This is a genomic window from Desulfosporosinus paludis, from assembly GCF_045689965.1.
In the GTDB taxonomy this organism is placed as follows: domain Bacteria; phylum Bacillota; class Desulfitobacteriia; order Desulfitobacteriales; family Desulfitobacteriaceae; genus Desulfosporosinus; species Desulfosporosinus paludis.
Map to the genome: position 1 here is coordinate 4,751,687 of NZ_CP144211.1, position 21,811 is coordinate 4,773,497.

General features: G+C 43.2%; 22 protein-coding genes and 1 tRNA gene. 21 read left to right on the forward strand and 2 right to left on the reverse strand.

The window, feature by feature from the left end:
* Window positions 1–4 precede the first annotated feature (4 nt).
* The 6 genes from VZF35_RS23620 to VZF35_RS23645 all read left to right on the forward strand — a co-directional run bounded on the left by VZF35_RS23620 (window position 5) and on the right by VZF35_RS23645 (window position 5,098).
* Entirely contained in the window at window positions 5–1,297 is a 1,293-nt protein-coding gene (locus tag VZF35_RS23620) for an FAD-dependent oxidoreductase (protein WP_407308854.1), read from the forward strand.
* Window positions 1,294–1,575, forward strand: a complete 282-nt coding sequence (locus VZF35_RS23625) for a ferredoxin family protein (RefSeq protein WP_407308855.1) — start codon at window positions 1,294–1,296, stop codon at window positions 1,573–1,575. The genes VZF35_RS23620 and VZF35_RS23625 overlap by 4 nt, the downstream gene beginning before the upstream one ends.
* Before the next feature lie 188 nt (window positions 1,576–1,763).
* The gene (gene larE, locus VZF35_RS23630; protein ID WP_407308856.1) at window positions 1,764–2,600 is read left to right on the forward strand and encodes an ATP-dependent sacrificial sulfur transferase LarE; all 837 of its coding nucleotides are present in this window, start codon (window positions 1,764–1,766) and stop codon (window positions 2,598–2,600) included.
* Window positions 2,593–3,372 (forward strand): nickel pincer cofactor biosynthesis protein LarB, encoded by a 780-nt coding sequence (larB, locus tag VZF35_RS23635; RefSeq protein ID WP_407308857.1) that lies wholly within the window; start codon window positions 2,593–2,595, stop codon window positions 3,370–3,372. The genes larE and larB overlap by 8 nt, the downstream gene beginning before the upstream one ends.
* A complete protein-coding gene (locus VZF35_RS23640) occupies window positions 3,369–4,130 on the forward strand; it encodes a LarC family nickel insertion protein (protein ID WP_407308858.1) in 762 nt (253 codons plus the stop codon). Before larB ends, VZF35_RS23640 begins: the two co-directional genes overlap by 4 nt.
* Window positions 4,131–4,144: 14 nt before the next feature.
* The gene (locus VZF35_RS23645; RefSeq protein WP_407308859.1) at window positions 4,145–5,098 is read left to right on the forward strand and encodes a rhomboid family intramembrane serine protease; all 954 of its coding nucleotides are present in this window, start codon (window positions 4,145–4,147) and stop codon (window positions 5,096–5,098) included.
* 173 nt (window positions 5,099–5,271) lie between these two features.
* Here VZF35_RS23645 and VZF35_RS23650 read toward each other — a convergent pair whose 3' ends face one another.
* Window positions 5,272–5,439, reverse strand: coding sequence for a hypothetical protein (locus tag VZF35_RS23650; RefSeq protein WP_308895744.1), 168 nt, complete (start codon window positions 5,437–5,439; stop codon window positions 5,272–5,274).
* A gap of 119 nt (window positions 5,440–5,558) precedes the next feature.
* On the opposite strand from VZF35_RS23650, the gene VZF35_RS23655 reads away from it, so the two are divergent.
* The 9 genes from VZF35_RS23655 (at window position 5,559) to VZF35_RS23695 (ending at window position 14,317) form a co-directional block, all read left to right on the forward strand.
* Window positions 5,559–7,604 carry a penicillin-binding protein gene (locus VZF35_RS23655; RefSeq protein ID WP_407308860.1) on the forward strand — a complete coding sequence of 682 codons (2,046 nt, stop codon included), beginning with the start codon at window positions 5,559–5,561 and terminating at the stop codon, window positions 7,602–7,604.
* A gap of 106 nt (window positions 7,605–7,710) precedes the next feature.
* A complete protein-coding gene (pepV, locus tag VZF35_RS23660; RefSeq protein ID WP_407308861.1) occupies window positions 7,711–9,114 on the forward strand; it encodes a dipeptidase PepV in 1,404 nt (467 codons plus the stop codon).
* Window positions 9,115–9,225: 111 nt separating this feature from the next.
* Window positions 9,226–9,301: transfer RNA gene (locus VZF35_RS23665), tRNA-Lys, on the forward strand.
* Between the two features lie 159 nt (window positions 9,302–9,460).
* A complete protein-coding gene (locus tag VZF35_RS23670) occupies window positions 9,461–9,646 on the forward strand; it encodes a hypothetical protein (RefSeq protein ID WP_407308862.1) in 186 nt (61 codons plus the stop codon).
* 342 nt (window positions 9,647–9,988) lie between these two features.
* Window positions 9,989–11,359, forward strand: a complete 1,371-nt coding sequence (locus tag VZF35_RS23675) for a sigma-54 interaction domain-containing protein (RefSeq protein WP_407308863.1) — start codon at window positions 9,989–9,991, stop codon at window positions 11,357–11,359.
* Between the two features lie 205 nt (window positions 11,360–11,564).
* Entirely contained in the window at window positions 11,565–12,326 is a 762-nt protein-coding gene (locus tag VZF35_RS23680) for a CoA transferase subunit A (protein ID WP_407308864.1), read from the forward strand.
* 151 nt (window positions 12,327–12,477) lie between these two features.
* Window positions 12,478–12,897, forward strand: a complete 420-nt coding sequence (locus tag VZF35_RS23685) for a CoA-transferase (protein WP_407308865.1) — start codon at window positions 12,478–12,480, stop codon at window positions 12,895–12,897.
* Window positions 12,898–12,908: 11 nt separating this feature from the next.
* Window positions 12,909–13,136: a CoA-transferase gene (locus tag VZF35_RS23690; protein WP_407308866.1), complete on the forward strand. Its 228-nt coding sequence runs from the start codon at window positions 12,909–12,911 to the stop codon at window positions 13,134–13,136.
* A 23-nt stretch (window positions 13,137–13,159) separates the two neighbouring features.
* The gene (locus VZF35_RS23695) at window positions 13,160–14,317 is read left to right on the forward strand and encodes an acyl-CoA dehydrogenase family protein (protein WP_407308867.1); all 1,158 of its coding nucleotides are present in this window, start codon (window positions 13,160–13,162) and stop codon (window positions 14,315–14,317) included.
* A 578-nt stretch (window positions 14,318–14,895) separates the two neighbouring features.
* Here VZF35_RS23695 and VZF35_RS23700 read toward each other — a convergent pair.
* Window positions 14,896–15,654, reverse strand: coding sequence for a DeoR/GlpR family DNA-binding transcription regulator (locus tag VZF35_RS23700; RefSeq protein WP_407308868.1), 759 nt, complete (start codon window positions 15,652–15,654; stop codon window positions 14,896–14,898).
* Between the two features lie 453 nt (window positions 15,655–16,107).
* On the opposite strand from VZF35_RS23700, the gene VZF35_RS23705 reads away from it, so the two are divergent.
* The 6 genes from VZF35_RS23705 (at window position 16,108) to VZF35_RS23730 (ending at window position 21,793) form a co-directional block, all read left to right on the forward strand.
* Window positions 16,108–17,250, forward strand: coding sequence for a rhamnulokinase family protein (locus VZF35_RS23705; RefSeq protein ID WP_407308869.1), 1,143 nt, complete (start codon window positions 16,108–16,110; stop codon window positions 17,248–17,250).
* Complete coding sequence (locus tag VZF35_RS23710) at window positions 17,240–17,563, forward strand: FGGY-family carbohydrate kinase (protein ID WP_407308870.1); 324 nt, start codon at window positions 17,240–17,242, stop codon at window positions 17,561–17,563. The genes VZF35_RS23705 and VZF35_RS23710 overlap by 11 nt, the downstream gene beginning before the upstream one ends.
* 91 nt (window positions 17,564–17,654) lie before the next feature.
* Window positions 17,655–18,926 carry an L-rhamnose isomerase gene (rhaA, locus tag VZF35_RS23715; RefSeq protein WP_407308871.1) on the forward strand — a complete coding sequence of 424 codons (1,272 nt, stop codon included), beginning with the start codon at window positions 17,655–17,657 and terminating at the stop codon, window positions 18,924–18,926.
* 26 nt (window positions 18,927–18,952) lie between these two features.
* Window positions 18,953–19,780, forward strand: coding sequence for a rhamnulose-1-phosphate aldolase (rhaD, locus tag VZF35_RS23720; RefSeq protein ID WP_407308872.1), 828 nt, complete (start codon window positions 18,953–18,955; stop codon window positions 19,778–19,780).
* Between the two features lie 42 nt (window positions 19,781–19,822).
* On the forward strand, window positions 19,823–20,137 hold the full coding sequence (gene rhaM / locus VZF35_RS23725; protein WP_407308873.1) for an L-rhamnose mutarotase: 315 nt from the start codon (window positions 19,823–19,825) through the stop codon (window positions 20,135–20,137).
* Window positions 20,138–20,302: 165 nt separating this feature from the next.
* Window positions 20,303–21,793 (forward strand): sugar ABC transporter ATP-binding protein, encoded by a 1,491-nt coding sequence (locus VZF35_RS23730; RefSeq protein ID WP_407308874.1) that lies wholly within the window; start codon window positions 20,303–20,305, stop codon window positions 21,791–21,793.
* Window positions 21,794–21,811: the final 18 nt, after the last annotated feature.

A 21,811-nucleotide genomic window follows, 5' to 3' on the forward strand; every position in this document is an offset into this window, starting at 1 on the left:
AACCATGGAAAACTTTGATGTGATCATCGTCGGAGGCGGTCCTGCTGGCCTATCTGCCGCAATTAGTGCTGCTAATGCAGGTATGAAAACATTAGTCATTGAACGCGGGGATTATCCTGGCACGAAGAATGTAATGGGCGGTATTCTCTATACCAAAGCAACAGATATGGTTGTACCCGAGTTTTGGAAAGAGGCACCGCTGGAGCGGCCGATTATCGAACAGAGAATTGCTATGTTAAGTGGAGATGAGTCTATTCTCGCCGGCTATCGAGATCCGGCATGGGCAGCGGAGCCTTATAATGCTCATTCGATCTTGCGCGTTAAGTTTGACCGCTGGCTGGCTCAGCAGGCGGAAAAAGCCGGCGTTATGATCATCACGGAAACCCTCGTTGAAGATCTTCTTTATCAAAATGGGAATGTCGTGGGGGTTCGCACAGGGCGCTCAGAAGGAGATTTAGGCGCTAAAGTTGTGATTATCGCTGAAGGGGTTAATAACTTTTTGGCGGTTAAAGCAGGACTGGCAAAGTCCTTAAAACCTGCTTCAGTTGCTGTGACTGCTAAAGAAGTCATTGCTCTGCCGAAAGAAAAGATTGAAGATCGTTTCTGTCTCGATGAGGGACAAGGAGCTACCATAGAATTATATGGAGACTCTACTGCAGGTATGATGGGTGTTGGATTTATTTACACAAACAAGGATTCAATATCCATTGGAGTTGGAGCAATACTGGATCGCCTGATTCGAGAACAGTGGACTCCTAACGATCTTTTAGAGAACCTGAAATCTAAACCGTATGTTAAACGACTTTTACAAGGGGGCGAAACCAAGGAATATTTAGCCCATCTAATACCAGAGGGTGGCTATACGCAAGTTCCTAGGCTGCACCGTCAGGGAGTCATGGTCGTTGGTGATACTGCCATGCTGATGAACTCACTCAACCGAGAAGGGTCTAATCTTGCCATGGTATCCGGTAAAATTGCCGGTGAAGTCGCGGCCCAAGCCATCAAAGCCGGAGATTTGAGCGACCAAGCCATGGCTGTCTACGAAACTCGTTTGCGCGATTCCTTTGTGCTTAAGGACCTTTATCATTATCGACATATGGGCGAATTCTTTGAAAATAACCCTCATCTTTTAAAACTTTATCCCAAAATGTTTTCCAAAGCTGCTAAAATGTATTTATCGGCAGATGGGACCCCAAAGAAACAACGCCAAAAGGAAATTATCAACATGCTTTTTGAACATCGATCCAAGGGCGGACTTCTTAAAGATATCTATGGGGCATGGAGGGCCTTGCTATGAAATTAGATGATAAACTTTATTTAGTGCGATTTAATACCGACAAGCTGAATCATATCAAAATTAGTGACCCCAAAGTTTGCTTGAATCAATGCCAAGATAAACCCTGCACACGTTTCTGCCCAGCCCACGTCTATGATTGGGATGATGAAGAAAAGCGTATTTCAGTGGGGTACGAAGGCTGCCTCGAGTGTGGTACCTGTTTGATTGGTTGTCCCTATGGCAACATCAATTGGAGGTACCCAAGAGGTGGGTTCGGTGTTTCTTGGAAAAATGGCTAAATTAATCGGGATTAACCTGAGTAAATCGTCAATTCATATGGGTTCAATTAGAGCAGGGAAGTTATAAAACTGACCCTGTTCTATTTTTTAACGAAACTCCGCAAATTACGTTTTTAGAATTTCGATTCTAAAGTTTCTTTGACAGGCATTTAAACGATAGGTAGAATAGAGTGGAAGGGAGCAAAACCATGGTATTAAAACTTAGTGCAGAAACTTTGAAGAAGGAAATCCAACTTATCGAACTCCTAAAATCTTTTAAAAGCGTTATGGTAGCCTTTTCGGGAGGAGTAGATTCTACATATCTTATGGCAATTGCCCAAGAGGCTTTAGGACAAAACTGTAGGGGTATTTTTGCACGTGGGGCAATGATTTCTACTCAAGAGCAAAGGTTAACTCTCTCTTTAGCTCAAACGTATCAATTTCCTTTGGAAATAGTTGATATAAACGTAATGGAGTTACAGGAATTCCGAGATAATCCACCTGAAAGATGTTACTTTTGCAAAAAGAAACTATTTAAAACTTTCTTAGCGTTATGTAGGGAATTGGGTTATACTACCTTAATCGAAGGTACAAATGCCTCTGATGCCCAAGATTATCGCCCGGGAAGAAAGGCTTTGGAGGAATTAAAGGTTAAAAGTCCATTGTTGGAAGTTGGACTTACTAAAGACGAGATACGAGCATTATCTCAGCGTCGAAATTTAATGACCTGGAATAAGCCTTCGATGGCCTGTCTTGCTTCAAGGGTACCATATGGAGATACAATAACCCTTGAATTATTATCTAAAATTGCCCAAGCTGAAACGATCCTTTTTAGCAACGGTTTTGCAGAGTGTCGTGTTAGGGTACATGGTGAAATAGCGCGCATCGAGATCCCTATCCAGGAGTTCCTTCCTTTCGTTCAAAAACACTCCGAGATTGTTAACTCACTTAAAATGCTGGGTTTCCGATTTGTAACATTAGACTTAGGCGGACTTCGCTCAGGAAGTTTAAATCCGAACCTGAGGGAGGAATTGCAATATGAATGAGGAGACCATTAAAGCTCTTCTCGAGGCAGTCAAGGAGGGTTCATGCACTCCTCAAGAAGCTTTGGGCCAATTGAAAGAACTACCTTTTGAAGACTTAGGATTTGCTCGTTTGGATCATCATAGAGGGTTGCGAACAGGTCAATCCGAAGTTATTTTTTGTCAAGGGAAACAACCGGAACAGATTATCTCGATCTTAAGGCATTTAGGTGCTAAATCTAAAAATGTCTTGGCGACACGTCTCATCCCAGAACATGCTGATTTGATCCTGCCTCATTTTCCCCAGGCTCAGTATGACCCTCTAGCACGGTGTCTTCTGCTATGTCCTTTAGAAGAACCAACAATTCCGGGTAAAATTTTAATCATGACGGCAGGCACTGCAGATTTGCCGGTTGCCCGGGAAGCATGGATAACAGCCCGTTATATGGGTCATGAAGTTGATACAATTTACGATGTTGGAGTTGCGGGCATACACCGTCTTCTTGCCCAGCGTGAGACGATGGACAGCGCAGAGGTCCTGATCGTCGTCGCTGGTATGGAAGGAGCACTGGCCAGTGTTGTCGGCGGATTAGTCGAGCAACCCGTCATAGCCGTCCCGACAAGTGTGGGCTATGGCGCACACTTTCAAGGGTTAGCAGCATTACTCAGTATGTTGAACAGTTGCGCCTCTGGGATAGGAGTCGTTAATATTGATAATGGTTTTGGTGCTGCTTCTTTAGCGTCAACCATTATTCACAGAATATCTAAACATCATTTGAGAGGAGCTTCAACTTGAGAATTCTTTATTGGGACACATTTGCTGGTATCAGCGGAGATATGGCCTTAGGTTCATTAATTGCTCTGGGTGCGGATTCTGAAGCGATCGTAGAGCAATTGCATTCTATGGGTTTAACAGAATTTAAACTAGATATTCGTTCCCGTCAAGTCCAGGGCATCCAAGCGACTGACATTGATGTTATTATTCATGATCATCTTGATAAGCATCATCATGCCGATGATCAGTCTGAACATGAACATCACCACCATCACGATCGGAGACTTCCTGATATTCAGAAAATGATCTTGAGCGGAACTTTATCCGAACGTTCCCAAAAAAATGCTTTACAGGTTTTTAACGTCTTAGCTGAAGCAGAAGCCCAGGTCCATGGAACGACTCTTGACCAAGTCCACTTTCATGAAGTTGGGGCAGTGGATTCTCTCGTCGATATTGTAGGTACTTGCATCGCTCTTGATCAGTTAAATATTGAGGAGATTCGGATATCCACACTTCCGTGGTCAAAAGGATTTGTACAATGTGCTCATGGGACGTTGCCCTTGCCCGCTCCAGCAACTCTTATGTTGTTACGTGGGTTCAAATTCCGGGATTCTGGAATTACAGGCGAACTTATTACCCCTACAGGAGCGGCTCTTATTAGAGCTTTAGCCCAGCAAACAGAATTTCCGGAAATGGTTATCCATAACGTTGGCTATGGTTCTGGTAAAAATGACTATGGAATACCGAGCCTGCTTCGTGGGGTTATTGGAGAGATATAGAGCAAGGAGATGCCATGTTAGAACAAATTACCTCTAACCTCAGACAATCTGGCTGGAGCGTTAGAATTTTTGAGGACAACTGGGTTTGTGCCACTCACGACTCTCTGCAGCGGGGGCTTCTTTTCGGGTATTTAAGTGAGTTGCCTGCGGATTTCAGGCCTAAGGTTTCCGAATTTGCCGGTATGTCAAAATGGGATGCTATCGTTTTTTGCCCTTCGGGAGTTGACTCCTCAGAGTTGAAGAAACATCGTTTCCCGGACATTCAATTATGGTATTGGGATTTGAAACTAGGCAATTTGTTCCCGTATCCTCCTTCGCAAAAACAAGAAATTCCCCGCCTGCTTCGGCAGATTGCCAGCGGTTCTCCAATCTCGCTGGAGCCTGGGCCACAAGACCGAAATCATAGCACTCCCTATGTCACATTTACTTTTTTAGGAATTAACCTTATTGTTTTTTTGCTTATGACATTAGCAGGTGGATCGACAAATCAACTTGTTCTGATTACCTTTGGGGCGAAAGTGAATTCCTTGATTCAAGCCGGTCAAGTGTGGCGTTTATTAACGAGCATGTTTATCCATATAGGAGTCATGCATCTAGCCTTTAATTTATACTCATTATGGGCCCTGGGACCTTTGACCGAAGAAAGTTATGGACATTGGAAGTATTTTGCGATTTACATTCTAAGCGGGCTAGGAGGATCTCTGGCAAGCTATATATTTTCTCCGGCACTTTCGGCCGGAGCCTCCGGGGCGATTTTCGGTCTTTTGGGTGCCCAGTTAGTTTATAGTTACCAACGACCGTATCTTTGGAAATCCGGCTTGGGATTAAATCTTGTAATTGTTATCTTAGTAAATTTCGGGTTTGGAATTTCTCAACCGGGAATTGACAATTTTGCTCATTTAGGCGGACTTCTTTCTGGAGTGGCAATGGGTTTTTTATTATCTCAGCTTTTAAATGTTAAAACCTAAGTGTACCAAACTTTCATAAATATACCTCTTCTTAACAGGCATAGTTTCCACCCAACTGAGGGCAAAATACCATCAAGAGCTTACGGTTTCTTAGCGAGGTGGCTTTAATAATGCCATCGTTAGTTAAGATAACGTAAGCTCTTTTGACGGTTTACTTTTTTCAGTTATTACTCTTAAGTATTGGTTTGTTGAGCTGTGCGATGAATTTCAATGAAAAATTCACTCACTTCTTGTGGTGTGGGAATATGTTGATCGACATGGCCTAACTCCTTAGTAACCGTGGCAAAAGCGTTTAACCAAGCCATAGTAATACGTGTCGCAATCTCCTGAGGACTGTTCATAACAAAACTCCCTTCTGCTTTTTTTCTATAGCTTATGATGTTTATAATAATCCGTGCGCATAGTTCGCTTATTTCTTAAGTTTAAAAAGGGGCTAGGAAGTGAGTGTTTAAATGCTATAATGAACAAAAGGAGGGTGGAGAGCTTTTTGAAAAAAAGGGACAAGCGCATTATAAACTATTTTGCACGTGATCGATGGGTCCATATCGGGCTGTTTCTTCTGGTTTTCCTAGTAGTAGGGAGGCTTATTGTTCTGCAAGTTGTTCAGGCATCTGATCTTCAGGCTAAGGGAATTCAACGTCGGACAACAGATCAAAGTCTCCAGCCTGAACGTGGAACAATTTACGATTCACAGGGAAATGTGTTAGCCCAGAGTATTCCCGTGAAAGAAATTTATGCTGACCCTAAAACTTTAAGTAATTTAATGTCCCAAAAAAAATTCAAAGATACTAAAGAGAATGTGGCCAAAGAACTCGGGGGAATATTAGAAATTGACTCCAAGGATATTCTTGATAAATTGAATAAGAATTTGTCTTGGATTAGCCTAGCTCATCAAGTGGACCTTCAAAAAGCGGATCAAATCATGGCGCTGAAAATTCCGGGGGTAGGAATAAATGAGGAAGAAAAACGTGTTTATCCTATGGGAAGCTTAGCAGCGGCAGCTCTTGGTATCGTTAATCTGGAAGGCCATGGGGTAGAAGGTATAGAGTCTTATTATGATAAAGTACTGTTTGGTAAACCGGGTTTTCAGTCACAGGAACAAGACACCCGGGCCCGTTCCATTCTTGAAGCCAATGATCAAGGTGCTCCTTCTCGTCCGGGAAATTCTCTGACACTTACCTTAGATTCAACGATTCAATACTTAATCGAGCAACAATTAGATAATTTACAACATACGACTCAGGCTAACAGCGTGACAATTCTAGCTATGGATCCTATGACGGGACGTCTTTTGGGAATGGGCTCCCGGCCAACGTTTGATCCGACCAATTACTCAAAAGCATCTCCTGAAGACCGACGAAATTTAGCCATCAGCATGTCTTATGAACCTGGTTCAACCTTTAAAATTATCACGGGGTCCAGCGCCTTAGAAGAAGGTGTGATCAGCCCCGATGAAACGTTTCCCGATCCCGGTTATCTGCGGGTAGGTCCCCGCCTAATTACGAATTGGGACTCAGACCAAAAACCACATGGAAACCCTACATTCACCCAAGGGATGCAGCTATCCTCAAATGTTGTACTGGCTCAAGTAGGTATGAAATTAACAAAGAATACCTTTTATACGTATTTAAAAGCCTTTGGGTTTGGTTCGAAAACCGGTATTGACATCTCAGGCGAGGAAAGTGGTTTGCTTGTGCCGCAAGATAAAGCTAGGGATCTGGAACTAGCAACCATGTCCTTTGGACAAGCTAATCTGGTGACACCCATTCAATTATTGACTGGAATATCAGCAGTTGCCAATGGCGGAACTTTATATCGACCCTATATCGTGGATAAAATTACTACTCCGAATGGCCAAGTGGTTCAACAACAAAAACCTATTCCAATTCGTCAAGTGATATCGAAAGCGACAGCTTCACAGATGTCCGGTATCCTTGAACAAGTTGTATCAGGGGGGACAGGTCATCTTGCTCAAATTCCCGGCATCAATGTTGCTGGTAAAACTGGAACTGCTCAAAAGGTGGATCCTAAGACCGGGGAATATTCGACGACAGACTTCGTAGCTTCCTTCGCAGCGTATGCCCCAGCAGAGAATCCTAAAATAGCGGTTCTAGTGATCCTTGATACACCTAAAAGCGCCGAAGGGCATCAAGGTGGAACTTTAGGAGGCCCTCCAGCTAAAGCCATTATAGAAGGGGCTTTGCAATATTATGGTTTACCGGTAGCTAAAGATACTCAAAGCACGGTTACTATATCTTCCGGCGATTCTCCGGTAAGACCTTCTCCGAAATCTGTCACCCCAGACCGCTCGCCAGTTGGCGGAGAAGTTGTTACTCCTGACCTAACAGGAATGACTATGCGTCAGGCAGGTGATATACTGGCAAAGTCCGAACTTCATTTTAACTTTTCAGGTAGTGGCCTAGTAGCTGAACAAAATCCTCAGGCAGGAAAAGTAGTGACCAAAGGTACAACAATTAATGTTAAGTTTTCAACGTTAACGCCTTAGTTCTTGGTTTGTAGGTCAGAGTTTCCTGTGATGCAACTTCATTTACCAAGCTGGGTATGATAGGATGAATTAAGAACAACATTAAAAGACGGAGGAATGATTGATAATGCGTCTCGAAGATCAAATTGACAAGATGAAAGAAGACATAGTTTCAGCTGTCCAAGCTTGTATTCGAATTAAGAGTGTTAAAGACGATGCCCACGCCGCTCAAGGAGCTCCCTTTGGGCCTGGAATAAGAGAAGCTTTAGAGTGGACTTTGAGATTAGGTGAAAAGCTTGGTTTTGATGTTAAAAATGTCGATGGTTATGCAGGTCATATAGAAATGGGTTCTGGAGATCTCTTGGGAATATTGGGTCACTTAGATGTTGTTCCAGAAGGGGACGGTTGGTCTGTTCCACCCTATAGTGCAACGATTAAAGATGGAAAAATTTATGGGCGGGGCGCTTTGGATGATAAAGGACCGTCTTTGGCCGCTCTATTTGCCATGAAAGCAATAAAAGATGCTAAAATACCTTTGAATAAGCGAGTTCGTTTGATACTTGGCACGGATGAGGAATCTGGCTGGGCTGACATGGATTATTATCTTCAAAAAGAAGAAGTTCCCTATATGGGTTTTGCACCCGACGCTGAGTTCCCATTGATCCATGCCGAAAAAGGGATACTTCATCTTGAATTTAAAAAATCTTTTGCAGCCGCTTTGCCGCATCTTGTCAGTATCCGGGGCGGAGAACGGGCCAATGTTGTTCCGGATGTATGTGAAGTTATTTTGACTGGACTTGATCGCGACAGTGTTGCCCAATCCTTAAAGGAATTTGCTTTTCCGGAGGATGTCAACGGGCAATTGCAAGATCAACAAGCCGGACAGGAAATGAAGCTTATTTTTAAGGGTGTTGGCGCTCATGGAAGTCTTCCTCAACACGGTAAGAATGCGGTTCTCTATGCTTTGAAATTTTTGCGGCTTTTGCCTCTGAGCGCGGAAGAGCAAGAAACTCTCGATTTTATTTTAACGTATCCGGGCACAGGCTTCTTTGGAGAAGGTTTCGAGATTGCCTTACGTGATGAACCCTCAGGTCAACTATCTCTCAACCTAGGTATTCTAGAATTGACGTCCGGTGAGATACGTTTCGTTCTTGATATACGCTATCCTGTAACGTATGGGCGGGACGATGTGGTATTGCCTATTGAGAAAGTTGCCCAGAAAGGAGGTTATAGTCTTCAAGTGATCAACCATCAGAAGGCCCATCATGTCCCTAAAGATAGTGCCTTAGTTCAATCCCTGCTTAAAGCTTATGCTGATGTCACTGGGCTTGAACCCTATGCCTTTGCCATTGGGGGTGGGACATATGCCAAAGCACTGCCTCAAGGAGTTGCTTTTGGTCCTGTTTTTCCGGGAGAACCCGAAGTAATTCATTGTGCAGATGAATACATTTCCATTGACAATATTCTTTTAACGACAAAGGTATACGCTCAGGCTATTTTAAATATAGCCAGCGATCCTGAATATCGTTAATTGACTAAGAAACTACTTAGAAAATGGTCTTAAATAGTCAGAATTGAAAGATCGACAAAAGGCTTGACTATTCTAAGATCCTTGGGTATACTAGAGACTGTTCTTCTAATTGCGCCACTAGCTCAGCTGGTAGAGCATCCGACTCTTAATCGGCAGGTCCCTGGTTCGAATCCTGGGTGGCGCACCAATAAAGTCTTACTCCCGCAAGTAATTGCGGGTTTTTATTTTTGCTTAGGAAAGTATATAATTGGCGACCTGTGGATAACTGCTCTGAGCGCGTGCGATAGCACGCTTTTTTCTTGATGGGCAAGCTATGTGTGACTGGGAAAAGGGCTACAAAAGGTACGTGACAAGTAAGATTTGGATTTTTGGAATGGACCCCAAAGCGTGGCCAAACTTTCTAAAAGAATACGTTTGGCAGGTAGTAGAGGACATGGGTTATGATGAAATGGCTGAGAGATATGTTAAACCTACTGGTCGGCTACTAGCCTCAACACCGATCGAGCGAATGGTCTACGCGGAAAAGTTGTAAGACATCTTCCTTTCCGTCCCTTGAAGCATCCGGCGTAGGTTCCCCGGTCAAGTTAGCTCCAGATTTCTCTGCCGTGGATGAGTTCTTTAAAATAACCTATAAAATTAATGAGTTAGCGCCAACTATAATGACAAACACTGTATAAAATAAGTAAACAGTGTAACAGTTTAAGACGATTTTTTATTTTATAATGACTCAATAGTGGACAAGTGTCACTAAAAGAGACATAATTAATTCAGGGTTAAATTAAAAGGTCCGTATTTTGAGGGAACGTGTGATTGGTACTGTTTTTGCAAGAGAGTATATATTTAGAAGTTTAAGGATTAGTCAGGAGGTTTAGTCATGAACGCTGTAGTTGCTAAACAATTAAGCTTTCGGCAAAACGACAGGTTAAGGTTAATTCTGGACAATCCCTTTGAAGGTATTATGGCGATCGACAACACAGGAACCATCTTTTTTATTAACTCGTTTTTCCTGGAAATTCTTAATTACGCTGAGAAGGATGTATTGGAGAAAAAAATTTGGGATGTAATTCCTAACTGCAGGTTATTTGAGACAGTTGGTCAAGGCTATTCTATTTGGGGAGAGACACTGAAGATCAATGCCAGAGAATTTCTGGTGGCCCGTTTCCCCTTAAAAATTGACGGCCAGATTATTGGGGCGATGGTCAAAACGTTGTTCCCCGATCAAACCATCGCCAAGGAAATCGTGCAAAAACTAGCGCGGCCGGGTAAACCGGAAAGCACTGCGCGGATGCTTTGTACTTGCCGGGATATTATGGGCGAAACACCTCCTATGTTATATGTGAAAAAACTAGCCCGGAAAGCTTCCCGAACCAGCTCGACCTTACTAATTACCGGGGAAAGCGGTACCGGCAAAGAAATTATTGCCCAAGCGATTCACACCCGCTCGGTCAGGCGGGAGGGCCCTTTTATAAGTGTTAACTGTGGCGCAATACCGGAAAACCTTCTCGAATCCGAATTATTTGGCTATGTTGAGGGGGCGTTTACGGGAGCTAAAAAGGGAGGAAACCCAGGTAAGTTTGAGTTGGCTGACGGTGGCACCATTTTATTGGATGAAATAGGCGATATGCCTCACTATATGCAGGTTAAGCTGCTCAGGGTCTTGCAGGAAAGGGAAGTATGGCGAATTGGAGCCACCTCTCCCACCAAGCTGGATGTCCGGGTTATTGCTTCAACTCATTTGGATTTAAAAAAGCTGGTCAAAGAAAAGAAGTTTCGTGAAGACCTTTACTACCGTTTAAATGTATTGGAAATTATTATGCCGCCTCTGCGGGATAGAGTTGAAGACTTACCTCTCTTAGTAGAGGCCTTGATTACTCGGATCAACTTGAGAATTGGTGCTGATGCCAAAGGCTTAACCCCGGAATCCCTGAAGATTATGAAAGCTTATCACTGGCCAGGAAATGTGCGGGAACTGGAAAATATTCTTGAGCAAGCGATTAACTGGAGTCAGGATTCGATCATCGACATTCGCAATATTCCGATCAGGCCTTGGGAGAATGAGCCCGGCCCGGGAAATTCGACCGTGATTGAATGCCAAAGTTTTCGCAGTCATATCGCCGACACCGAACGCGACATGATTCTGCATGTTTTACAACAAACGAACGGCAACAAGGCTAAGGCAGCACGAGTATTAAATATGCAGCGTTCTGTATTGTATAGAAAGATGGAAAAACTGAATCTAATATAAATCTTAAGTGAAGGTTTTTGCGACACCTGTCCTCTAAAGTCACAGCAAAAAAGCTCCTGGAATAGACAACCAGGGGCTTTTTTATTACAAACACTCTGATTGCTGCTGTATACGTCTTTGGCATGGTTATTGCATCAATATGAAGATGCTGATGGCCATCAGTTTTAAACCAACGAAAGATTACGATTTTGTGGAGGGAATGTAAGTGTCCAAATTTGCAAACAAACTTAAATCTATAGATGAAGCACTAAGCGTTATCCCCCAAAACGGCGCTACCATTATGATGGGAGGATTTGTTGGTGCCGGAGAACCCACTTGTTGTATTGAGTGGTTGATCAAAAACCAAATACGTGAAATTACCCTGATTACCAATGAACCCGGCTTAAGCGGTTTCGGCAGGGCCATGTTATACAAGAACGGTTTAGTAAAAGAAATTATTTCATCTCACGTTGGAACGACCCAAGAATCGACTGACGAATACCTGAAGGGCAACTTGAAAGTGGAACAGTTTTACCCGATGGGTACCTGGATTGAAAAAGTCCGGGCCGGTGCCATGGGACTTGGCGGTGTCCTTGTTCCTGTTGGTGTAGGCATTCTGAACGATCCAGCACTCTTCCCTGAGTTGAAAGAACCGAAACAAGTGGTAGATGTCAACGGGATTAAATGCTTTATTGAACCTGCTCTAAGAGCGCCGGTCGGCCTGGTCAAAGCATGGCGCGCCGATGAGATGGGTAATTTGGAGTATCGTCATACCAGCATGAATTGTAACCCGATGGTTGCCATGGCCTGTGATTATACAGTGGCCGAAGTGGAAGAGATTGTTCCTGTTGGTACCATTGCTCCGGAGCGGGTAGGAACCCCGGCTCCTTTTGTTCAAGCGGTGTTTAAAGGATTAAGCCTGGAAGAACATGACGAGATTTATCGCCGGCATTGGCTCAAAATCGGAAAATTGACCCTTGAAGAATAGGAACTTTTAGACGAAAGTCTCCGGTACGATACTGTCCGGGGGACAGTATCGCCGAAGGCGCTACTTCTTAGGAACGCTACCGCCTGAGGATAGACTTTTGCCGAAATTGCAAGCTCTCAAAGAATAGCTTAACAATTGAGGAGGAACTAACATGGATCCGAGAATATTAATTGCAAAACGCGTCGCACATGAAATGAAAGACGGACAACTTGTCAATTTAGGATTTGGCATGCCAACCCAGGCTTCAAATTATTTGCCTGAGGGCGTTAAGGTTATGTTTCATGCGGAAAATGGCGTTTTTGGGGTTGGGCCCAAACCGAAAGCCTCAGCAGCTCAAGCTGATATGACCAATGCCGGTTCGGAACCCGTGACTCTTTTACCTGGGGCAGCCATTATGGATTTGGCGACTTCATTAGGAGCAATGCGCAGCGGGATCTTGGATATTACCGTCTTGGGTGCGCTGGAAGTTGACCAGTTAGGTAACGTTGCCAACTGGGCGGTTCAACGCAACGGCAAGTGGTGGCCAGGGATCGGGGAGCTATGGATCTCTGCTATGGCACAGAACAAGTGATTGCGTGCCTTATGCATACCGACAAAAGAGGGGAATCCAAGATTCTTAAAAAATGCACCCTCCCACTTACGGGGAAAAGCTGTGTAAAGACGATCATCACCGAAAAGGCTGTGTTTGATATCGGAGAAAATGTCCTTATTTTAAAAGAACATGCCCCGAGTGTAACCCTCCAAGAGATTAAAGCATGTACTGAGGCTGACTTTATCGTTGCCGATACTTTCTGTGAAATGAAATTGTAATCTGTTCAAAAGGAGGTGGATTTATGAACGTTTCAGAAAATGAAGCATGTAGTGATGTTATAGAGAGAACCAGGATATTCTGTAAAAATCACCTCCGGCCTATTGCCAGGGATCTTGATCTAGAGTGTAGGTTCCCGAGTGAATTGTCAGGTACGATGGCCGAAGAGGGATTCTTTGGGATGAATTATCCCACTGAGTACGGCGGTGGTGGCTGTGATTCCGTGACAACCCATATGTTTGCTAAAGAATTGGCCAAAGCGAGTGCCGGGGTAGCCCTAACCTTTCATGTTCATTGGATGGCGGTTGACGTCCTCTTGAAATTTGGAACCGAGGCCCAAAAACAGAAATACTTGCCCGATCTTCTTCAGGGTAAAAAAATTGCCGCCTATGATATCAGTGAGGCTCAGGCCGGTTCTGATGCTGCCGGAATTAAATCTGTGGCTGCAAATACCGATGCCGGCTGGGTTTTGAATGGAGCTAAATATTTTTGCACCAATGGCGGGTTAGCCGATATTTATCTCGTCGCTTTTAAGACCGATGTGGATGCCGGAGCAAAAGGCATCAGCATGTTCGTCGTAGAAAAAGGGATGCCTGGTTTTGCGATTGGCGCTCCGGAAGAAAAAATGGGCTGCCGTAGTTCCTATACCACAGGATTAAGCTTTAAGGATTGCGTCATCCCCCATGACAACATTATCGGCAAAATAAATGACGGTTTTAAAATCGCCATGTACGGTTTAGTAGGGGGACGTCTTGGAATGGCCTCCATGGGGCTGGGCATAGCCGAAGGCGCCTTGGAGACTGCAGCGGAATATTCAAACAGGAGAAACGCCTTCGGCAAACCACTGAACACACTTTTTTCGGTTCAGGAAATGTTAGCGGATATGTATGTAAAATTAGAAGCCGCTAACTTGCTGGTCTTTGCAACGGCAAAGAAAAGAGATAGCGGAAAGGACTACGCTTTGGATACTTCTGTGGCAAAAATATTTGTAGCTGAAGTCGTTAATGAAGTTTGTTACAAGGCCCTGCAAATATTTGGCGGTCACGGCTACATGAAGTACAACGATTTGGAACGCTATGCACGGGATGCAAGACTGCTCGATATCGGGATGGGCACATCGGAAGTGCTGAAGATGGTTGTGGGTTCAGCTGTCGCAAAGATGAAAGGCGGAGTAAATTGCTAATCTATTGGAAGATAGCTTATGGATTATATCGAAACAGGCATGTTAGAGACAATAACAGTGCTATATCTAGGTTAAGTAAAAACCTTGATATTAGTCGGTCGTAGAAGTAGAATAGGACGTTATTGTAATGCTAATGTCAGCTGACAGTAAATCGCTGGCGAGCGGAGTGTACAGGAAACTTGCACGCTCCGTTCTGAGAGGGGCATCTGGAGAAGTACTATTATAGGATAGCAACTCGCTGGGTGCCTACTCTACTTCAAGTCCGGTTCCGTGAGAAGTTAAGGGCGAAATTCCCTTGGCTTACTCGACTGAGAAGCTCGGGGTGAAAGTCCTCGGGTTTACTCGACTTGGGTAGGTTGGGGTGGAGTGAAGGGATAGTGGGTGACTTAGAGGTGTGGGTATGTTGCTAGATTAGATCGAACCACGCCGGGAGTGTTGGCGGGCGAAAAGGAACCCTAACGGGTAATGCCGCCGATGTCCTTACCCATTGGATAACCAAAGGCGCTCCCCCTTACCAAACCGGTAAAGCTGGAGGATGAGAGATGCGTCACATTGGCTAAATTTCTTGCGTACTAATATTAGTAAATCACCTGAATGTCATACTTTCGAAAAAGTTCCATCCATACACTGGCTGGTTCACGGTCAGTAACGATATAATTAAAGCTATCAAACTCGAAAAGCTTTACAAAAGAAGTTTTATCAAATTTGCTATGGTCCACAAGCAGAATAGTCTTTTCTGCCTGTTGGATCATCTTTTTTTTAATCTCACCTTCAGGTTCATTAGATTCCATTATCCCTTTGTCTAGAGATAGGCTCTTGCAGCTCATGATAGCAATATCTACATAATAATTTTCAATCGTGCTTTGGGCTACAGGTCCTGTCAGGGCAAAGGAATGTGCACGAAGCGTTCCACCTGTGGAAATAATATTAAATTTAGAGGAAATAAAATCGCATGGTATTTTTACAGAGTTTGTAATGACTGTCAGGTCAACTTTGCTCTTTCCCAGAGTCTGCATCAGTTCTGAACAGGTAGTGCTGGCATCTATGGCAATTGTGTCACCGTCGTTGATTAAAGTTGCTGCTTTTGCAGCAATCACCTGTTTGCTTTCTAGATTCATGGTTGTTCTTAAGGGGAATGGCAAATCTTCATTGGTATGTTGACTAGTTATAGCGCCTCCATAAGTTCGGGTCAATAACCCTTCACTTTCAAGCTTTTCTAAGTCACGGCGGATGGTCTCTTCCGTGACGCTGAAGAGCTGACTTAAGTCTGATACATATACTTTCCTATCCTTATGAATTATTTCTGCGATTTTTTGTCGACGCACTATGGCAAGCATTAATGGGACCCCCTTTAAAAAATGTCATACTAACTTAATTATAACTATAGTAAACCAAAAACAAACAAAATAACAGATTAATTTTACGGAAAGCTGCTAAAAGTACTTAAAAATACTTTTAAAAGCAGATAAACTCTATAAATTTATGAGTAGTAAACAATTAATTCCTCATCTCAAACAATCATTATCTGGCGGAGAGTGAAATCAACATAGAATAACACCACTAGGGTGGAAACTGGACGGAGGATGGAAAATATCCAACATAAACAAAGACAACAAAAGAAAAATTTATTGATTTGTGTTGACAATGTTTAAAAACGAGTTAAAATAAAGGTGTTGGGATTACAGAATATTCGTATTCAAGACAAAATACAGACAAAACACTCTGGGGATAGTTTCTTACAAACAAAATATATTTGGAGATCATAGAGATTTTGTCTAGCTGAGGGGTGATTGAAGACGAAGAATCATATTGCAGTGGATATAGGTGCCTCGAGTGGCCGTTTGGTGCTCGGAACTCTTACCAACGAAAAAATTAATTTGATGGAAATCTACCGTTTTGAAAACAAGATCATTGAACAAAACGGAAACTGCTTCTGGGATATCGAAAAGATATTGAGCGAAATTCTAATAGGCTTAAAAGTTGCAAAAGAATTAGGCGTTCTTGAATGCACCTTAGGCATTGATACATGGGCGGTAGATTATGCTTTGGTGGCAAGAGACGGAAGCCTGGTCAGTGAAGTTTATGCCTATCGTGATGGTCGAACCAAAAATGCCATCAAAGACTTTCAAAACTTAAAAGCACTTACAGAAGTTTATAAAACAACGGGAATTCAGATCTTGAATTTTAACACCTTATTTCAATTGTATGTCCATGATAAGGAACAACTTCATAAGACAAGTAAGATACTCCTGATTCCTGATTATCTGAACTATTGTTTGTCCGGAAAGATGATTAGCGAGAAGACCAACGCTTCCACGACGCAATTGCTGAATATTCAAACCAAAGATTATGATGAAGATTTATTGAGAATTATTGGTGTGCGGCGTGAACAATTTGCCAGTCTCAGAGAACCTGGAGAAATGGTGGGACCCATCCGAGAAACACTGCGTAAGCAATATGATCTGCCTCAATGTGAACTGGTTTGTGTGGCCTCGCATGATACAGCTTCTGCTATTCTTGGGGTACCAGGAGTAGACGAACAATTTGCCTATCTTAGCAGCGGAACTTGGTCGTTGATCGGTGTGGAAAATACTTTTCCGATCATCAGTGAACTTTCGCAGGCTAACAATTACACGAACGAATGGGGTGCTTACGGAACATACCGCTTTTTGAAGAATATTATGGGGCTTTGGTTAATACAAGAAGTTCGCCGCTGTTTAGGCCATCAACCGTCGTTTGCTGCTCTGGCAGCCGAAGCAGAGACTATAGAGCCCTTTAAGTTTTTGATTGATTGCAATGCCGAACGTTTCTTAAAACCTGCCAACATGATCCTGGAAATTCAACAATATTGCCGCGAAACAGGACAGGTTATTCCAGAAACGGGGGGAACTTGCCCGCTGCATATTCGACAGTCTTGCTTTGATGTACCGTAAAACACTGGAGGATATTTCCACAATGACTGGTCACCCCATTCGCTCGTTGCATGTTGTCGGTGGGGGAGTACAAAATCATCTGTTATGCCAACTCACAGCAGATGTCGTGGAACGCACAGTGTTCGCCGGTCCGGTGGAGTCCGCGGCGCTGGGGAATATTTTGGTCCAAATGATCTATTCCGGTGAGCTGGAAAATATCAAAGCGGCAAGAGAACTGGTGATGGTTTCTTTCGATATCAAAGTGTACCAACCCAGAAAGATTCCGAACCTAGACGAAGTCTTTGAGAAGTTTAACCGGCTGGTCTCTGCATAGCGTAACTTCAATGAAGAGGATGATATATGGCTATAATTAGAAGAAAATATATTCGAAAAGTAAAAAACTCAGGAGATAAGGGGAGACAAACGTGGATCAACTGTTGAAAAATCAATATGAACAGGCAAAAGTGCTTTATGCCAAACTCGGTACGGACACGGATGCAGTGTTAGAAAAATTGAAGAGAGTCAAGATTTCCTTGCACTGCTGGCAAGGGGATGATGTACATGGATTTCTCAAAAACGAAGCATTGTCAGGAGGAATTTCAGTTACCGGCAATTACCCGGGAGCTGCTCATACGCCAGAACAGCTCCGTCAAGATCTAGAAAAAGCATTGTCGCTAATTCCAGGTACGCACAAGGTTAATTTGCATGCAATTTATGCCGATAGTACCGAAAAAGTTGAGGTTGATGAGTTGCAACCTGAACATTTTTTAAAATGGGTAGAATGGGCCAAAGAGAGGGGTCTGGGACTAGATTTCAACCCAACTTGTTTTTCTCACCCCAACTTCCGCGACGGATTTACTATCAGCCATCCGGACCCCAAAATTCGGCAGTTCTGGATTAAACACTGTAAAACTGCCCGTAAAATTGGAGAATATTTTGGCAAGGAACTAGGAGAAGTTTGTATTACTAACTTTTGGTTTCCAGATGGATCTAAAGAAAAGCCAGTGGATAGTATGGCACCCAGAAAACGGATGAAGGAAGCCTTGGATGAAATATTCTCCGAGAAAATCGACCCGCAATATAATTTGGATGCTGTTGAAAGTAAATTGTTCGGCATTGGCTCAGAAAGCTATGTCGTTGGCTCCCATGAATTTTGCCTGGGTTATGCCCTCAGTCACGATAAGTTGGTTTGCCTGGATGCAGGTCATTTTCATCCAACCGAAAAGATTTCCCAAAAAATCTCCAGTGTTGCCTTGTTCGACACCAAGATTCTTCTCCACGTGAGTCGGCCGGTTCGCTGGGATAGCGACCATGTTGTCATAATGGATGACGAACTACAGGCCATCGCCCACGAACTTGTGCGTAACAATCTGTTGGACAAGACTTTTATTGGGCTGGATTATTTTGATGCCAGCATCAATCGAATTGCTGCCTGGGTGATTGGAGCACGCAACATACTCAAAGCCTTGCTTCTAGCTATGCTTGAGCCAACGGAAAAACTAAAGGAAGCGGAAGCGGAATTCGATTTCACAACCCGCTTGGCTATGCTGGAAGAATTAAAATCCTATCCCTTCGGTTCGGTCTGGGATTATTATTGTGCAAAGATGGATATTCCTGTGCGGGAAACGTGGCTGGTGGACGTGAAACAATATGAGAGTGAAATATTAATGAAACGATATCCAACAAGGAAGTCGTGATCTGTAGAAGATGGGGAGGAATACAAGTGAGTTCGATAATGATTCAAAATGAAATCCCTTTTGTAAGGGAGATGATGGAAGTTACACGCAATATGTGGGTAATGGGTTGGGATGAACGCAACGGTGGTAATATCAGCTATATTCTTGATGAGGCCGAAATCAAAAAGTACATTGACATAAATAATGTCAAATGTACCTACCCCTTGCAGTTTCCGGTGGGCGAACTGGCGGGAAAATATTTCATTGTGACTGGGACCGGTAAGTATTTTAAGAATGTGAGCCTAAATCCTGAAGAAAATCTTGGTATAATACGCGTTACAAAGGACGGAAACGGCATAGAAATTTTGTGGGGATATGCAGACGGCTGCCGGCCGACCAGTGAGTTGGCGGCCCATTTCATGAGCCATATTGAGCGCTTAAAAAGAGATCCACAACATCGCGTTATCATTCATAGCCACGCAACTAATGTGCTGGCAATGACCTTTGTTCATGAACTCGATGAAAAATCCTTCACAAAGACATTATGGAAAATGTGTACCGAATGTCTTGTTGTTTTTCCAGACGGAATTGGGGTAATTCCATGGATTGTTCCAGGGACCAATGAGATAGGACGTGCCACTGCGGATAAGATGAAAGATTGTCGTTTGGTTGTATGGCCCCAGCACGGAATTCTTGGGGCTGGAACAACCATGGATGAAACATTCGGACTGATTGAGACCGTCGAGAAAGCAGCGAAAATTTTTATGCTTGTCAATCAACATAAAGAGATCGTACAGCCTATGACCGATCAAAACTTGCTTGAGCTGGCCGAAGCTTTTGGAGTTACTCCTGTAAAAGGTATTTTGAACGTCTGATATGACAGGCAGAGGGCTATTTGCGAGAAAGGGGTAACAAGAATGTTGCGTAAGGCATTCATTATGAAATTGCTTCCAGGTAATAATAGGGAGTATGAAAAAAGGCACGCTGAAATATGGCCTGACATGGTAAGGATGCTAAAAGAGAATGGTGCCAACAATTATTCTATCCACCTTGATCCGAACGCTAATACCTTGTTTGCCTACCTGGAAATTGAAGATGAGGAAAAATGGAAGTTGAGCGCGGAAACAGAAATCTGTCAAAATTGGTGGGCTTATATGAAGGATATTATGGAAACCAATTCGGACAATTCGCCGGTAACTATCGACTTGAAAGAGGTCTTTTACTTGAAGTGACAACTAAAGACTGAGAACAGGTAATCCACTTTCATCCAATCGTAAGACTCCCACTTCTACAAGTGGGAGTGGGTCCTCCGTACTCTGCTTCGGTGGGTAGAGTCCCACCGAAGTCTCGATGTTCAGCTTAGGCTGAACGAGTTCACTACTAAGGAGGTGTTGGTAATGGCATCAGAATATTTTGTTAAATTAAAGAATATCAGCAAAACCTTCGGGGGAATAAAAGCCTTGGACGAGGTTTCTTTAGAGATTAAAAAAGGTGAAGTGCATGCTTTAGTCGGTGAAAATGGTGCTGGAAAATCTACTTTAATTAAGGTTCTGGCTGGTGTCCATTTTCCTGATGAAGGTGCAGAGATATATATTAATGGAAAGCAAGCCATTATCAAGAATCCATTAGACTCAATACGCAAAGGGATTTCGGTCATTTACCAGGATATTAGCTTGTTTCCGAACCTAACCGTTGCAGAAAACATTTGTATAGGCAACAATTCCATTTGGCGGAAAAAGCTGGATTGGGGGAAGATCACGCAACTGGCGGAGGCGGCAATTGACAAGGTGGGCTTCAAATTAAATCCCGCCACGATTTTGAAAGATTTAAATGTTGCATCGCAACAAATCGTCGCAATTGCCAGGGCGATCAGTTTTAACGCCAGTTTAATTATTATGGATGAACCAACATCGAGCTTGTCATCTCGCGAAGTTGAAAATCTATATAAGATTATTGATAACCTCAGGAAAGCGAACATTGCCATATTATTCATTAGTCACAAATTTGACGAAATATATCGAGTGGCGGATCGTGTTACCGTTTTGCGAGATGGTAAATATATTGCTTCACACGCTATTGACGAGGTTAATGAGCAGGAATTGATCCGACTAATGGTTGGCCGTGATGTTGCCTATCAGCAAATGAATGCACGAACTGCTTACAATGAAGATATCTTACTGGTAAAAAGTTTGAACAAAAAGGGAAATTTCCGCAACATATCTTTTAGCCTCAAAAAGGGAGAAATCTTGGGTATTACAGGTCTGGTAGGGTCGGGACGGACTGAACTGGCTAAAGCTCTATTTGGTTTAAACAAGCCGGATTCAGGAGAAATTTTCATTGAAGGCAACCCAGTGACTGTCAGTTCTCCTTCAGATGCTTTGACCCATGGAATCGGCTATGTACCAGAAAATAGGCAATTAGAGGGGCTCATTCTCAAAGATTCCGTGTTTAGAAATATTACTTTGCCGATATTGGATAAGATATGCCATCGTATGTTTATCGACAGGAAAAAAAGTTTGAAAATAGCTGAGGAATATATTGAAAAGCTCGATCTAAGACCTCATGATCCTTTGAAAGAAACTAGATTTCTTAGTGGAGGCAACCAACAAAAAGTGGTTCTGGCAAAATGGCTGGTGACTTCACCAAGAATTTTAATTACGGATGAACCCACAAATGGAGTAGATATCGGCGCGAAGATCGAAATTCATAAAGTTCTGCGCGAGTTAGCGGATAACGGTATCGGGGTAATTGTTATTTCCTCAGAGCTTCCTGAAATATTAGCGCTCAGTGATCGCGTATTAATCATGCGTCAAGGAACCGTTGCGGGTATTGTTGCTAAAAATGAAGCAACTCAGGAGTCTATCATGGCAAAAGCGTTGGGTGCCTAATGCGTTGCAGCTAAAATA

Coding starts and splice junctions, on each gene's coding strand:
- VZF35_RS23620 (WP_407308854.1), top strand. CDS start 5: ATGGAAAACTTTGATGTGATCATCGTCGGAGGCGGTCCTGCTGGCCTA.
- VZF35_RS23625 (WP_407308855.1), top strand. CDS start 1,294: ATGAAATTAGATGATAAACTTTATTTAGTGCGATTTAATACCGACAAG.
- larE (WP_407308856.1), top strand. CDS start 1,764: ATGGTATTAAAACTTAGTGCAGAAACTTTGAAGAAGGAAATCCAACTT.
- larB (WP_407308857.1), top strand. CDS start 2,593: ATGAATGAGGAGACCATTAAAGCTCTTCTCGAGGCAGTCAAGGAGGGT.
- VZF35_RS23645 (WP_407308859.1), top strand. CDS start 4,145: ATGTTAGAACAAATTACCTCTAACCTCAGACAATCTGGCTGGAGCGTT.
- VZF35_RS23650 (WP_308895744.1), bottom strand. CDS start 5,439: ATGAACAGTCCTCAGGAGATTGCGACACGTATTACTATGGCTTGGTTA.
- VZF35_RS23655 (WP_407308860.1), top strand. CDS start 5,559: ATGAACAAAAGGAGGGTGGAGAGCTTTTTGAAAAAAAGGGACAAGCGC.
- pepV (WP_407308861.1), top strand. CDS start 7,711: ATGCGTCTCGAAGATCAAATTGACAAGATGAAAGAAGACATAGTTTCA.
- VZF35_RS23675 (WP_407308863.1), top strand. CDS start 9,989: ATGAACGCTGTAGTTGCTAAACAATTAAGCTTTCGGCAAAACGACAGG.
- VZF35_RS23685 (WP_407308865.1), top strand. CDS start 12,478: ATGGATCCGAGAATATTAATTGCAAAACGCGTCGCACATGAAATGAAA.
- VZF35_RS23690 (WP_407308866.1), top strand. CDS start 12,909: ATGCATACCGACAAAAGAGGGGAATCCAAGATTCTTAAAAAATGCACC.
- VZF35_RS23695 (WP_407308867.1), top strand. CDS start 13,160: ATGAACGTTTCAGAAAATGAAGCATGTAGTGATGTTATAGAGAGAACC.
- VZF35_RS23700 (WP_407308868.1), bottom strand. CDS start 15,654: ATGCTTGCCATAGTGCGTCGACAAAAAATCGCAGAAATAATTCATAAG.
- VZF35_RS23710 (WP_407308870.1), top strand. CDS start 17,240: ATGTACCGTAAAACACTGGAGGATATTTCCACAATGACTGGTCACCCC.
- rhaM (WP_407308873.1), top strand. CDS start 19,823: ATGTTGCGTAAGGCATTCATTATGAAATTGCTTCCAGGTAATAATAGG.
- VZF35_RS23730 (WP_407308874.1), top strand. CDS start 20,303: ATGGCATCAGAATATTTTGTTAAATTAAAGAATATCAGCAAAACCTTC.